This window comes from Nocardiopsis codii, from assembly GCF_036327455.1.
Lineage (GTDB): Bacteria > Actinomycetota > Actinomycetes > Streptosporangiales > Streptosporangiaceae > Nocardiopsis > Nocardiopsis codii.
The window spans coordinates 37471-51438 of record NZ_JAUZMY010000034.1 but is presented as its reverse complement, the minus strand read 5'-3'; the positions used below and the strand labels follow the sequence as shown (position 1 = coordinate 51438).

11 protein-coding genes are annotated in these 13968 nt (G+C 70.5%); 4 read left to right on the top strand and 7 right to left on the bottom strand.

What is annotated here, in order from left to right:
* Positions 1-54: 54 nt before the first annotated feature.
* Complete coding sequence (locus Q8791_RS26460; protein WP_330094527.1) at positions 55-858, bottom strand: RecB family exonuclease; 804 nt, start codon at positions 856-858, stop codon at positions 55-57.
* Positions 859-918: 60 nt separating this feature from the next.
* On the opposite strand from Q8791_RS26460, the gene Q8791_RS26455 reads away from it, so the two are divergent.
* Positions 919-2070, top strand: a complete 1152-nt coding sequence (locus Q8791_RS26455; protein ID WP_407942061.1) for a site-2 protease family protein — start codon at positions 919-921, stop codon at positions 2068-2070.
* A gap of 52 nt (positions 2071-2122) precedes the next feature.
* Here the strand turns inward: Q8791_RS26455 and Q8791_RS26450 are convergent, their stop codons facing one another.
* On the bottom strand, positions 2123-2596 hold the full coding sequence (locus Q8791_RS26450; protein WP_330094526.1) for a hypothetical protein: 474 nt from the start codon (positions 2594-2596) through the stop codon (positions 2123-2125).
* Positions 2593-3906, bottom strand: coding sequence for a helix-turn-helix domain-containing protein (locus Q8791_RS26445; RefSeq protein ID WP_330094543.1), 1314 nt, complete (start codon positions 3904-3906; stop codon positions 2593-2595). Before Q8791_RS26445 ends, Q8791_RS26450 begins: the two co-directional genes overlap by 4 nt.
* Before the next feature lie 211 nt (positions 3907-4117).
* On the opposite strand from Q8791_RS26445, the gene Q8791_RS26440 reads away from it, so the two are divergent.
* Positions 4118-4483 (top strand): hypothetical protein, encoded by a 366-nt coding sequence (locus Q8791_RS26440; RefSeq protein ID WP_330094525.1) that lies wholly within the window; start codon positions 4118-4120, stop codon positions 4481-4483.
* A 388-nt stretch (positions 4484-4871) separates the two neighbouring features.
* Here Q8791_RS26440 and ppgK read toward each other — a convergent pair whose 3' ends face one another.
* Positions 4872-5636 carry a polyphosphate--glucose phosphotransferase gene (gene ppgK / locus Q8791_RS26435; RefSeq protein WP_330094524.1) on the bottom strand — a complete coding sequence of 255 codons (765 nt, stop codon included), beginning with the start codon at positions 5634-5636 and terminating at the stop codon, positions 4872-4874.
* Positions 5637-5897: 261 nt separating this feature from the next.
* Here ppgK and Q8791_RS26430 point away from each other — a divergent pair, with 261 nt between their 5' ends.
* Positions 5898-6887, top strand: a complete 990-nt coding sequence (locus Q8791_RS26430) for a tRNA (adenine-N1)-methyltransferase (RefSeq protein ID WP_330094523.1) — start codon at positions 5898-5900, stop codon at positions 6885-6887.
* A gap of 283 nt (positions 6888-7170) precedes the next feature.
* On the top strand, positions 7171-8940 hold the full coding sequence (gene arc, locus Q8791_RS26425; RefSeq protein ID WP_330094522.1) for a proteasome ATPase: 1770 nt from the start codon (positions 7171-7173) through the stop codon (positions 8938-8940).
* Between the two features lie 346 nt (positions 8941-9286).
* On the opposite strand, the gene Q8791_RS26420 is transcribed toward arc, so the two are convergent.
* The 3 genes from Q8791_RS26420 to Q8791_RS26410 all read right to left on the bottom strand — a co-directional run bounded on the left by Q8791_RS26420 (position 9287) and on the right by Q8791_RS26410 (position 13794).
* Complete coding sequence (locus Q8791_RS26420) at positions 9287-11365, bottom strand: insecticidal delta-endotoxin Cry8Ea1 family protein (protein ID WP_330094521.1); 2079 nt, start codon at positions 11363-11365, stop codon at positions 9287-9289.
* Between the two features lie 373 nt (positions 11366-11738).
* The gene (locus Q8791_RS26415; protein ID WP_330094520.1) at positions 11739-12578 is read right to left on the bottom strand and encodes a methyltransferase; all 840 of its coding nucleotides are present in this window, start codon (positions 12576-12578) and stop codon (positions 11739-11741) included.
* 184 nt (positions 12579-12762) lie between these two features.
* On the bottom strand, positions 12763-13794 hold the full coding sequence (locus Q8791_RS26410) for a methyltransferase (protein ID WP_330094519.1): 1032 nt from the start codon (positions 13792-13794) through the stop codon (positions 12763-12765).
* Between the last annotated feature and the right edge of the window lie 174 nt (positions 13795-13968).

The window sequence follows — 13968 nt, the reverse complement described above, 5'->3', positions numbered from 1 at the left end:
GGGTGGCCTCCGGCCCCGGGTGGAACTCCGGCGTGCCGGGCCGGCAGGGGCCTCTCAGACGGTGGGCAGGGGCGGCGGGGTGCCGCCGAACTCCGGGCACAGCGCCTGGTGTTCGCACCAGCCGCACAGCTTGCTCTTGCGGGGCTCCCACACCCCGGTGCGCCCGGCCTCCTCGATCTGCGCCCAGATGCCGTCGATCTCGGTCTCCGCGGAGCGGAGCTCGTCCTCGGTCGGGTCGTACCAGCGCACGGCGCCGTCGCCGCCGAGGTAGACGAGTTGGAGGCGGGTGGGGACGACGCCGAGGTCGCGCCAGATCATCACGGCGTAGAAGAAGATCTGGAAGCGGGCCTTGTCCTCGAACCGGGGGTGGGGGGACTTGCCGGTCTTGTAGTCCACGATCCGGATCTGGCCGGCCGGGGTGACGTCGATGCGGTCGACGTAGCCGCGCAGTTTGAGCCCGGTGGGCAGGGACACGTCCAGGCGGATCTCGCGGTCGCGGGGTTCCAGGGTGGTGGGGTTCTCCAGGTCGAAGTAGCGGCGCACCAGGGCGCGGGCGGACTCCAGCCAGGTGTCGCGTTCGCCCTCGTCGGCGAAGAGCTCCTCGAGCTCGGGTTTCCTGTCGCGCATCTTCGTCCACTGCGGGTCCACGAGGGCGACGGCGTTGAGCGGGGTGCGCGACTCGGGGGGGAGTTCGTAGAGGCGTTCCAGGCAGGCGTGGACCAGGGTGCCGCGCAGCGCCGCCGCGCTCGGCGCCTCGGGGAGCCGGTCGATGGTGCGGAACCGGAACAGCAGGGGGCACTGGAGGAAGTCGGAGGCCCGTGAGGGCGAGAGGGCGGTCGGAAGCGGCGCGGTGGTCATGGGACGAGCCTATGAGAAGGTCACGACAGGCTCGGCGCGGTCGGCCCGTACCCTTGGTACGTGACCACCGGTAGTGATCCCTCCGCGCCCAGAACCCGCGACCGCGCCAAGAACAAGGGGCTGCTCCTGGGCCGCCCCTTCGGCATTCCCGTGTACGTGACGCCGTCGTGGTTGATCGTGGCGGCGCTGATCACCCTCGTCTACGGGGGGATCGTCGAGGGGCGCCTGGCGCTGGGGGCCTCCTCCTACCTCCTGGCGTTCGTCTTCGCGGTCCTGTTGTACGCGTCCGTCCTCGTGCACGAGCTCGCCCACTCGGTGGTGGCGCGCATGTACGGGCTGCCGGTGCGGCGCATCGTGCTGTACGTGCTGGGGGGCGTCTCCGAGATCGAGCGCGAGGCGCCCACCCCGGGCCGTGAGTTCTGGATCGCGTTCTCGGGGCCGCTGTTCTCGCTGATCCTGGCCGCGGGGGCGTTCGGCCTGTACCAGTTCGCCGACCCCTTCAGCGTGGTCGGTGAGCTGCTGTTCCAGTTGTGGATCGCCAACCTGCTGGTGGGTGTGTTCAACCTGCTGCCGGGGCTGCCCCTGGACGGCGGGCGCCTGTTGCGCGCGGGCGTGTGGAAGGCGACCGGGAGGCCGCTCGCCGGGAGCGTGGCGGCCGCGTGGGGCGGCCGGGTGCTGGCGCTGGTCGTGGTGGCGCTGCCGTTCCTGCTGGCGTGGTCGTCCGGGGGCGGGTTGAGTCCGTGGGCGGTCGTGTGGGGGCTGGTCCTGGGCGGGTTCATGTGGATGGGCGCCACCGAGTCGCTGCGGGCAGCCAGGGTGCGCGACCGCGTGCCCGGGCTGAGCGCGCGCGAGCTGGCCCGGCCGGCGCTGGCGGTGCTGTCCGACACCCCGCTCGCCGAGGCCGAGCGGCGGGCGCGGGAGGCGGGGGCGGAGGAGATCGTGGTGGTCGACTCCGACGGGACGGCGACGTCGATCGTGCACCCCGCTTCGGCCGCGGCGATCGTCGAGGGGCGGCGGTGGCGGGTGCCGGTGTCGAGCGTCGCGCGGGCGGTGACGGGTGGTTCGCTGGTGCCGGTGGACCTGCGGGGAGAGGAGCTGCTCGCCGTGTTGACGGACCATCCGCTGCCGGAGTACCTGGTGGTGGACGGTGCCGGGGTGTACGGGGTGCTGCGCGCGGCCGATGTCAACGCGGCGATGTCGGGCCGGGTCTGACCCGGTGCGGCGCCCGGCCGGGAGGCCGGTTCGGTGCGCCCTCCGCGGGGGCTCAGCGGTGGGCGCCCTCGGGCCACAGGACGGACACGGGGCGCAGGAGCGAGCGGGCGTGGGCCACCACGTCGGCGGTTCCTCCGGGGCCCCGTGCGGGGCAGCCGTCCCAGACGGCGACCAGTCGGTCGCAGCGCTGCACGAGCAGGCGCCCGGCCGCCAGGTGTGAGCGGGGGGTGGACGCGGTGTGCGGCAGCCGGTGGACCAGCACGGCCTGTCTCAGGAGCCGGTCGTAGACGGGGTGGTGGTCCTCGGGGAGGGCGTCCCGGTACCCGGCGGCGGGGATGACGGCCTCCAGGGGCGCCCCTGCGGCCAGGACGGCTTCGGCGAAGATCGTGTCGGCGCCGTCGGCGAGGCAGGACAGGCCGACCATCCCGCGTCCGTACGGTGCGAGGTGGGCGCGGAGCAGTGCGGTGACCGTGCCGTGCACCCCGGGGGGCAGGTCGCGGTGGCCGGTGACGCCGATGCGGATCACGGGGACTCCCTGGTGGTCTCTTTGCCGCTTCCCCATCCGGAGGCGGCGATGGTGGTCAGGAGTGAGGCGAGCTCACGGTCCAGGGCCTCGACGCACCCGGCTCGCGGTCCCCTGTAGCGCCGCCTGAACATCCGCACGCGGCCGATCACCCGCTCGGAGGCGAAGCGGACCCCCGTGGTGAGCGCCTCCCGCGCCAGCCGGAACGCCTCGTCCACGTCGCCCGCCTCCGCGTGGGCCGACGCCAGCTCCACCTGGAGGACCGCCGACTGCTTGGCGTTGGCGGCCTGCGGGGCGAACGCCTCCGCGAACGCCTCGCGGGCGTCGTGGGGGCTCCGCAGGCGTACTCCGACCAGGGCGCGGTAGCCGGCGACCTTGGCCTGGTCGAAGGCGAACACCCACGGCCAGGGCGGGTCGGTGTTGGACGTGCGGGCGACCTCCTTCTCGGCCCTGCCGATGGCGCGGCCGGCGGCGGAGCGGTCGCCGATGCCCGCGTGCGCGAGCGCCCCCACGCAGGCGAGCCAGGCGTGGGCCGTCGGGTGCGCGGAGGGGCCGAGGACGTGCTCGGCCTCCCGGACCAGGCCCAGGCCGAGTTCGGGGTCGTCCGCGGTGTCGATCTCGAAGGCGGCGAGGGATCCCAGCATGTAGACGTCGAGCAGGCGCATCCCCGCCTGGCGGGCCCGGACGACCGCCGAGCGGTAGTGCATCCGCGCCGATCCCATGTCGCCCTGGTCGGCGTGGAGCCAGGCCGCGAACCCGGAGGCCTCGCTGGCCGCCGCGCTGAGTTCGGGGTGGAACGGTGTCCCGCGCGAGTTCGTAAGCATCTGCTCGGCCAGATGCACGTGCGTCACAGCGCTGGGCAGCAGGTGGCGTGCGGGGGAGGTCGCGTCCATGCGGCGCTGGCCGCCGGTGATGGAGCGCAGTGCGGGCGCTGTGGTCTCGTTGACGGAGTGGTGGGCCCCCGATCGGGAGGGGGCCGGGGCCAGGGAGGGCGGAGGGGCGGTGGTGAGGACGGCTCCGGCGGAGACCGCTCTCCCGGGCCCGCGGTGTCTGGTCGTGTCCACCTCCTGCCTGACGGGGCCCCCGGGTGGCGGGGCGCCTCCGAAGCGGAGCAGGTGCAGCGGGACGTCCAGGCGCTGGGCGAGGACCTGGACCTGGTTGACGGTCAGGGCCTGTTGTCCGTTGACCACGCGCGAGACCCAGCTCTGGGAGTAGTCGATCGCCCGGGCGAGTTCGCCCTGGGACCATCCGTGTGCGGTGCGCACGCCTTCGAGGATCGTGGCCATGTCGCAGGTCGCGAGTGCGTTCGCCATGCGGGGCCGCGACCACAGGTCCGGTGGCAGGGCACCGTCGGGTAGGGGCATGAGCTCAGATTAGGGATTCCGGGCGGCCTTGGTGGCTATGTGGGAAAAAGAAGGGCCGATGCGGGATCCGCATACTGGCGCCCGTTCCCCGCCCCGATGGGGCAGAGTGCACAGGAGTCGTTGGTCCCGGTAGGCATCTGCGAGGGAAGGGAGGCGCTCCGTGACCGTGGAGACCCCGCCGGCGGGAACCCCGAGTCTGCGGTGGGAACCCCCCGTGGTCGAGGTCGTGGGCCGCGTGGACCTGGTCGGTCTCGCCCTGCGGGGCCTGGCCGCCGAACTGCGCTCGCACGGAGTCGAGGCCCGCGAGGACGGGGTGTCCGGAACGGTCGACGCCGGCCCCAGAGCCCGGCCGCAGCGCGCTCTGCTCAGACCGCACCGCGGCGACCTCTGGTGGTGGATGCGCTGGCCGCCCCAGGACGGTGTCCACCCGGCCCTGGCAGGGGTCCCTCTCTCCCCTGCCACACACACCTCCGACGCCGCCAGACGGATCGTGGGCGCCCTGTCCGCGCCCGTCGGCGACTCCTGAGCACGCGCGGCTCCCTCGCCGCGCTCGTACGGGCGTGAGCGGTACCCACGCCCGGGAGGCGGGCGGGGCCTGGGCTTCCCCGAAACCCAGTCTCCCTCTGCGCGGGGCTCTGTCCTGTCCCGCCCGCCCTTCCGCCCAGCCCCCCTCGCGCGGGCCGTTCGCCGCCCGGTGCCCCTCACCCGGGCGCCCGGCGGGCGGCCCGCGTGTTCCACCGGTGCGCGCCCCGGCCGGAGTGCGCGCGTCGCCCAGGAGCACGGCGCGGCAGCCCGCCGCGCGGAGCGCCCCCCGGGGCGGTCCCGCAGTACCGGTTGAACCCCCGGACGAGATGGGCCCTGGTCGGCGGACCCCGCCTCCGCGGCGGCCCCTGCCGGGGGAGCGCCGGGCGGGGTCAGACCGATCCGGCCTCGGCGGCGGCCAGAGCGGCGCCGACGATCCCGGCGGTGTTGCGCAGGGTCGCGGGCACGATGGGGGTGCGGATGTCCAGGTGGGGGAGGAACTTGTCCGACTTGCGGCTCACCCCGCCGCCGACCACGATCAGGTCCGGCCAGAGCAGGTCCTCGACCACCCGGTAGTAGCGGTGCAGGCGCTTGGTCGCCCACTCGTGGTACGACAGCTCCTCGCGCTCCTTGGCGCCGGAGGAGGCCCGCGACTCGGCGTCGTGCCCGTCGATCTCCAGGTGCCCGAACTCGGTGTTGGGCACGAGCCTTCCGTTGACCACCAGGGCTGAGCCGATCCCTGTGCCCAGGGTGGTCATCAGCACCACGCCCGGAACCCCCTTGGCCGCGCCGTAGCGGGTCTCGGCGACCGCGGCCGCGTCGGCGTCGTTGAGGACGCGCACCGGGCGGCCGGTCGCCTCCGTGAACAGGGTTCGCGCGTCGGTGCCCACCCAGCTCTTGTGCAGGTTGGCGGCGGTGCGCACCACCCCTGCCTGCACGACCCCGGGGAAGGTGATGCCCAGCGGCGCCTTGCTCGCCTCGGGGAAGTGGGAGGCGATCTGGCCCACGATCTCCGCCACCGCGGCCGGGTCGGCGTGGCGGGGCGTGAGGACCTTCAGGCGCTCCCGGAGGAACTCCCCGGCGGCCAGGTCGACCGGGGCCCCCTTGATGCCGCTGCCTCCGATGTCGATCCCCAGCCCCGTACTCAGCTGTGACATGGGTCGTGGCCTCCAGTGGTTCCTCGTGTGGTGGAGGGGCGTCGTCACGGCCCCGCGATGTCGATACTGCCCCGGGGGCCGGGCGTTCGCACGTTCGACCGCGACTGCGGCCGCCCGTTTCCGGGCTTGTGCCCGGACCGCTTCGGACCGTCCGGGGCCGGGCCCGGACGCCTCCGGCAGTTCGCCGCGGTATCGGGGGGCCGATACCCTGGGCGACTGCCCTGACTCAACCAATTGCGACGTGGGAAGACGAGAGCGACGTTGACCGGTATCCATGGCCGCCGCGGCCCCTTCACCGACGGCGACACCGTGCAGTTGACCGACCCCAAGGGTCGCATGCACACGATCACCCTGCGCGAAGGCAGCGCCTTCCACTCCCACAAGGGCAAGGTCGAACACGACGCCCTGATCGGACAGCCCGAGGGCAGCGTGGTCCGCTCCAACACCGGCACGGCCTACGTGGCGCTGCGCCCGCTGCTGATCGACTACACGCTGTCGATGAAGCGCGGAGCGACCATCGTCTACCCCAAGGACGCCGCCCAGGTCCTGGTGGAGGCGGACATCTTCCCGGGAGCCCGGGTGGTGGAGGCGGGCGCCGGATCCGGCGCCATGTCCAACTGGCTCCTGCGCGCCGTCGGTGAGAGCGGCATGGTGCACTCCTACGAGCGCCGTGCCGACTTCGCCGAGATCGCCCGCAAGAACGTGGAGAAGTTCTACGGCGGGCCGCACCCCGCGTGGAAGCTCACCGTCGGAGACCTGGTGGAGGAACTCGACGAGACCGACGTGGACCGCGTCTTCCTCGACATGCTCGCGCCCTGGGAATGCCTGGACGCGGTCGCCGGGGCGCTGATCCCGGGCGGACTGCTGTGCTGCTACGTCGCCACCACGACGCAGCTGTCGCGGGTGGTCGAGGGGCTGCGCGAGGACGACCGCTTCTACGAGCCGCGCTCGTGGGAGACCATGCTGCGCACCTGGCACGTGGAGGGGCTGGCCGTGCGGCCGGACCACCGCATGATCGGGCACACCGGGTTCCTGGTGGTGGCCCGCCGCCTGGCCGACGGTGCGGAGGCCCCCGAGCGCCGCCGCCGGCCGGCCAAGGGCGCCTACGGCAAGGACTTCACCGCCGCCCGTGAGCAGGACGCGCGCGGTGCGGCTCAGGCCGCCCCGGAGACGGCCCCCGCGGTCGGCGAGGACGCCGTCGGCGAGGCCGGTACGCCTCAGGCCGCCCCCTCCTCCCCCTCCGAGGAGTAGCGGCACCGCTCCACGCCCCGCCGCTCACGCGTCGCGCGAAGGCCCGCCCGGAACCCCTCCGGGCGGGCCTCGTTCGTGTCCGCGCGGCCGTTCCGCAGGAGGTCTTCCTTGCCACGGCCCCGACGCGGAGGTTACTTTCTCATTACGTCGGGTCATCCGCTATCACTGTGACCAGGGGTAATGCAAGAGTTGAAAATGAGGCCTACGACACTCCCCGAAGCAGACAGGTTAGGAAATGGGCAGGGGTAGGTAGGCTCCGAGTAGTCATACTTCTCCTAGGGAGGTGGCGGACGTGGCCGAGCGCGACGACGAGCGTCAGAGCGACCGGGACCGTGAAGTCGCTGAACTCACGGCTCAGGTCTCCTACATGGAAAAGGAACTCAGCGTGGTTCGGCGTAAGCTCGCCGACTCGCCCCGACATGTACGGCTGCTGGAGGAGCGGTTGCGGGAGGCCCAGGCCAACCTCGCCGCCGCCAACGGCCAGAACGAACGGATCGTCTCCACTCTCAAGGAGGCGCGCGAGCAGATCGTGGCGCTGAAGGAGGAGGTCGACCGGCTCGCGCAGCCGCCGTCCGGCTTCGGCGTCTATCTCGGCTCACGCGAGGACGAGACCGTCGAGATCTTCACCAACGGCCGCAAGATGCGTGTCAACGTCAGTCCCTCCGTGGACCTGGACAGTTTGCGCCCGGGCCAGGAGGTCATGCTCAACGAGGCCTTCAACGTCGTCGAGGTGGAGTCCTTCGAGACCGTCGGCGAGGTCGTCATGCTCAAGGAGATCCTTGAGGACGGCGAGCGCGCCCTGGTGATCTCCCACCACGACGAGGAGCGGATCGTCCGACTGGCCGAACCGCTGCGAGACGAGCCGATCAGGCCCGGCGACTCCCTGCTGCTGGAGCCGCGTTCGGGTTACGTGTACGAGCGCATCCCCAAGTCGGAGGTCGAGGAGCTCATCCTCGAAGAGGTCCCCGACATCGCCTACACCGACATCGGCGGACTGACCGGGCAGATCGAGATGATCCGCGACGCGGTCGAACTGCCCTACCTCTACAAGGAACTGTTCTACGAGCACAAGCTGCGCCCGCCCAAGGGCGTGCTGCTCTACGGGCCTCCCGGCTGCGGAAAGACGCTCATCGCCAAGGCGGTCGCCAACTCGCTGGCCAAGCAGGTCGCCGAGCGGACCGGCCGCGACGTCGGCAAGAGCTTCTTCCTCAACATCAAGGGCCCGGAGCTGCTCAACAAGTACGTGGGTGAGACCGAGCGGCACATCCGCCTGGTCTTCCAACGGGCCCGTGAGAAGGCCTCCGAGGGCACCCCCGTCATCGTGTTCTTCGACGAGATGGACTCGATCTTCCGGACCCGCGGCTCGGGTGTGTCCTCCGACGTGGAGAACACGATCGTCCCGCAGCTCCTCAGCGAGATCGACGGCGTGGAGGGCCTGGAGAACGTCATCGTCATCGGCGCCTCCAACCGCGAGGACATGATCGACCCGGCGATCCTGCGGCCCGGCCGGCTGGACGTCAAGATCAAGATCGAGCGGCCCGACGCCGAGGCGGCCCGGGACATCTTCGGCAAGTACATCACCGAGGACCTGCCGCTGCACGACGAGGACCTCGTCGAGCACGGCGGATCGACCAAGGCCACGGTGGACGCCATGATCCAGCGGGTCGTGGAGCGGATGTACACCGAGGGCGAGGAGAACCGCTTCCTGGAGGTCACCTATGCCAACGGTGACAAGGAGGTCCTGTACTTCAAGGACTTCAACTCCGGCGCGATGATCGAGAACATCGTCTCCAGGGCCAAGAAGATGGCCATCAAGGACTTCATCGACCAGCAGTCCAGGGGCATCCGGGTGGCGCACCTGATGCAGGCCTGCGTCGACGAGTTCAGTGAGAACGAGGACCTGCCCAACACCACCAACCCCGACGACTGGGCGCGGATCTCCGGCAAGAAGGGCGAGCGCATCGTCTACATCCGGACCCTCGTGACCGGCAAGAAGGGCGCGGACGCGGGCCGCTCCATCGACACCGTCGCCAACACGGGCCAGTACCTGTAACAACGCGCCTGCCACGCGCTCGGAGGGGCCGACCGGATCACCGGTCGGCCCCCTTCCGTGTCGGCTGTTCCCGGGCCCCGGGTCAGCAGGGTGTCAACACGTCTCTTCGGAACCCGGAGCGGCCTGGTAATCTCCCCAGCCGTCCTCGGGAGTCTCCCCGACAGTGATCGTCGAAGACCGCACCGCAGTGCTCGTGTCCTCGGGGCGGCCCGTCCAGCACGCCGAGTCCCACAGGCCTGTCGTGACCGAGCCAGGGGGCTGGTGTGCCCCCTGTCGCACAGCGACCGCCGCCGTTCGGCGCAGCCGCCGGTGCGCCTGCTCCCCACTGGGGGGTCGTGGTCCGAGGTCATGCGGCGACGATCGTCGACCGGTTGAGCGTGACCTCCGTCGGACGCAGGGTGTCGGCGTCGACGTTGCCCCGGACGCGGAGCGTGAAGGTGGTCAGACCGCCCGGGGCGAGGGGACCGCCTGTGCCGGAGATGGCGACGCGCACTCCTGCGTCTTCGGCCTCGCAGGACTGCAGGCGTGCACGATCGCCGTCCAGCTCCAAGTCGGTGCTGGTCTGGGCGGGCAGCAGGAACGACAGGTTCCAGTCCGAGAGCTGGTCGGCCGTTGCCGGGTTGCTGACGCTCATGTCGACGACAGCGGTGCCGTCTGCGGCGCTGTACGGGGCTACGTACAGGGTGGGCCGGTGGGCCAGGTGGCCCGGGTGCAGAACAGGCAGGACGACCCAGCGGGCGGCGGCGGCATCGCCGTCGGAGCCGGTGACGGCGACGCGGTTCCCGGTGGCCGCGGTCAGAAGCTCCTGGGGTGATCGGGCATCGGCCAGGGACCAGGTGCCGTCCTCGCCGGGGGCCAGGGCCCAGAGGGTCGCCTCCCCGTCGGCATCCCGCAGAGCACCTTCCGCGGTGATGCCCAGCGGTCGGCCGGTGAGGTTGCTGGTCACACGCCAGGTGCCGTCCGCGGTGCGGCTGAACGACCATTCCTGTCCCACGGTGCCCGGTCCCGTGCGCGCCTTGGCGGGTTCGGTGGAGCTGTAGCGGTCCAGACCCAGGAACTCGCCCGTGGAGACGTTGAGAAGCCGGTGGACACTGCCGTGTGCAGGTGTGATTTGCGCCTGCTTCGGTGTCCACGCGTCCTGGTTGGGACGGAACCCGAAGACCATGCCCGTCACATAGTTTCCCCTGTAGAAGGAGAGGAGGTGAACCCGGGACATCCGCCATCCGTGAATCCCGAATTCATGAACCTTCTGATTCGTCTCGGAGGCGTTTTTGGCGAGGTCCTCGTCGAAGCAGCGGTTCTTGAGGTTGTCCTTGAAGTTCAAGCCGGCCACGATCTGGAAGTAGTCATCCGTCCTGGCGCGGACGGTGACCTTTTCTATCCATACCGGGTTGACGTTCGCGGTCGGTGCGACATCGCTGTCCAGCTTCTCTTGGCCCTCCGATTTGGTGGTGCCATTGTCATACTTGTACCAGAGGCCGTAGAGGCCGTAGGAGTTGTACCAGATCTGAACAGCATTCAAATGATGGTCCCTCGGAGGCATGACATTGGGCCAATTCGTCCATTTGACAAAGGAACCCAAGCCCTCGGACCTGTTCTCTCCGAAGGGTCCGAGGTACAGTTCCGCCCTGCGGGGGATGCTGGTGACCTTCTTTCCTGGGTCGGTTGCCACCTTCCATATGAGAAGGTAGTCATAGGCTGCCAGGTACATGATTCGCTGGTAGTCGAAATTCTCCTTCCAGTGGTCCATGGTCCGCTTGCAGCCGTCATCGAAGGTGTCCGACACGAATTTGTAGTGCTTCCCGTACACCCACGCATGGAGTTGCTCGTATCCGAAGTAGTCGACGAGCTTTTTCTTCAGTGTGTCGAAGTCGCTCTCCTGCAACCCGATCTTCGATCCGTTGGCGAGTCCGTCCCGCAAGAGTGCCAGGTGCATGTTGGCCACCTGCGCGTACAGCGGGAGAACTTCGTACTTGTACTGCTCGTCGGTGAAGTCCTTGACCTCGCCCTCGATCTTGTTGATGGCGATCCAGTAGTGCGTGCGGGCGGTTTCAGGGTTCCCTTCGCCGTTGACCACCTTCACCGCTTCCGTGTGGTAGTTCACCAGAACCGTGCGAATTCCGTCCAGGTGTTTCTCCATCATGCGCCTGTAGAATTCGCCGATCTCCTGGCGGGCGATCTCCCGGACGCGCTTCTCCATCGCCTCCCAGAAGGCGTTGTTGCCGCTGGGCCACAATTTGTTCAACAGTATTCCGGTGCCGGCGCCCAGGACGCCGCCAACGACAGGCACCATGCCGACGACGGCACTGAGCAAGCTCTTTATCGCCTCCTGGGCTTCGTCCGGGTCGATGTCGTCGCCCACCGGTTCCACGACAGGCGACACGTCCCACGTCTTGTTCTCGGTTTCCTGACGATGCTGGCTCACCCGTATCTCCTCGCTTCTCGGTCGAGTGCCATCCGGGTTGTCGGCGAGGCCGCTCCCTCTTTCCGTGTCCCCGCTGACGGATCCCTTCGCGGCAGCTCATCTGGGCGTACACACCCAGCTTTCCCCGAGCCTTCTCCCGAGGAAAGCCACCGCGCCGCCCTTCGGGTGGGTGCCCTTCCTGGCTCTCACCTCCACGACCAGGGATCGCAGTGCTGGGCGGTGGGGAGCGGCCGGCGGTCTGTTCCGCATGCCCGGCGTTCGTCCTGTCGGTACCGCATCACCACGAGGTCCGCGACGCGGGATCGCCCGTGCGGATGGTGCGTGACCCCTGCGACCGGCCGGGGGCGGTGCCGGGCACGGGGCGGCTGGCGCCTCAGGCGCGCGGCCCACCGCCGTGGGCCCCGCCCCGTGCGCCTTCCGTCAGGGTGAGGCGGGCGGTGTCGTGCAGCTCGAACATCTGGTGCTCGATGTGGGTGTCGGGTGCGGCGCGGCCCGCCGCCACCAGTTCCGGGCGCCACCCGTGGGCGGTCGCGATGGCCTCCATCTCGGCTCGGTAGCCCATGTCGCCGAACCCCAGGAAGAGCCGTCCGCCGGGGGCCAGGACCGAGCGCGCGCCGGCCAGGTAGGCGAGACAGCACTGGTAGCCGATGTCGAAGACCGACCGGCTCAGGTCGCTGGGGTACTCGTCGTCCTCGGGCAGGGCGACGTAGGGGATGGCCCAGAAGACGAGGTCGTACCCGCCGACGGGGACGGCGTCGAACACGTCGCCGACCAGGGCCCGCACCTGAGGGGCTCCGTGGCGCCGGGCGTTGAGGGTCGTGTTCTCGACGGCGGCGGGGCCGATGTCGACGGCGGTCACCTCGGCGCACCCGGAGAGGGCGGCCTGGACCGAGGTCACCCCCGCGCCGCAGCCGATCTCCAGGAAGCTCCCCGCGCGGGGGAAGGGGAGGCAGCGGGTGTAGAACTCGGTGCTGGAGGTCAGGGCGGGCGAGAAGACCCCGGGCAGCAGGTCCCAGGTGCGGCCGAGCGCGTCGAAGCTCCGCCGGTCCTCGGCCCGCGCCTCCTCCGTCAGTTCGACGCTCTGGTCGACGATGTCGGCCGGGGACGCGGCGAAAGCCCCCTCCCCGGCGGCCGGCGCGGTCGCGTCGCCGCCGAGGGCGTCCCGGGTCGGCACGGCCCGGTGGCCGTCCTCGTGTTCGTCGCGCTCGTGCATGGTCCTGCCTCGTCTCCTGGTCGGTGCCGTCGGCGGTGGTGTGGCGGGAGCGTTCTCGTCGGTTCGGGACATGTTCTGAGCAGGTCCTGTTCGGACGGCTCCCGGCCGGGTCGGATACGCGGACTGGCCGTGCCGGGTGGCAGCCGGGGCGGACCCCGCTCCGCCTCCGCTCCCGGAGCAGTGCCTAGGCGAGCACGCCCTCGACGACACTCACCCCGCTTCCCGGCACGATGCGGTTCAGGCGGAGGCCGGAACGCTCGAACAGTGCGGCGAACTCGGTCCGGGTCCGCTGCTTCCCGCCGCAGTGCGCGAGCATGCTGAGGTTCATGAACTTGGCCGTCCGCGAGGGTTCGGGGCCTTCGGGTACCACCATTTCCGCGAGCAGGACGCGCCCCCGGGGCTCCATGGACCGCCTGCAGTTCGTGATGATCCGTTCCGCGTCGTCGTCGCCCCAGTTGTGGATCACCTGGGCCAGCAGGTACGTGTCGCCTCCGGAAGGGACGGAGGAGAAGAAGTCCCCGCCCTCGACCCGGCAGCGTTCGGCGATCCCCGGTCGCGCGAGCAGGGGTTCGGTCCGGGCGACCACCTCGGGCTGGTCGTGGAGGACGCCGCGCAGGTGGGGATGGGCCGACAGCAGCAGGGCGAGGAGCTGTCCCCGGCCGCCTCCGACGTCCACCAGGAGGTCGCGGTCGCGGAAGTCGTACTCCTTCACCAGGCTGCGTGTGAGCTGCGCGGACAGGTCGGTCATGCCCAGGTTGTAGCTCGACGCGCTCCCGGGGTTCGCGCGCATGTGCTCCCAGACCGGTGCCCCGTGGACGGCCTCCCACACCGGCCCGCCCGTGCGCACGGCCTCGGCCAGGTGGGCCATCGTGGACCCCTCGTCCGGTCCGGCCATCCAGCGGGCGTAGTTCCTCATGGAGTCGGGGGCGTCCCCGCGCAGGGCCGTCCCGAGCCCGGTGAGGGAGAAGTTCCGTCCCGGCAGCTCCTCCACGATCCCCAGGTCGGCGCAGGCGCGCAGCAGCCGGTGGAGGGCCTCGGCGTCGGCGCCCACCCGTTCGGCGATCTCTTCCACGGACATCGGGGCCTCGGACATCGCGTCGGCGACGCCGAGTTCGGCGGCGGCGTTGACCGCGGACGCGATCCACCCGGACGTCACCAGTTCGAGAATTCTCGCGGCGGAATCGCTGACCGGCGAGGAGGTGGAAGGGATCGACACGGGACCGCCCTTTCGTATGCTTGTTTCCGCTTCAACGACCGATGGGAAGGGAGATCCTGTGCCGGGGAAGTCGGCCGACACGCCCCATTGCCCTCTGCATGCCAACTCATGCTCTTGGCAGGGGTCGCCGTGGGACTCCGACTCACCCGCGGGACGGTTCCCGCGGGTCCAGGA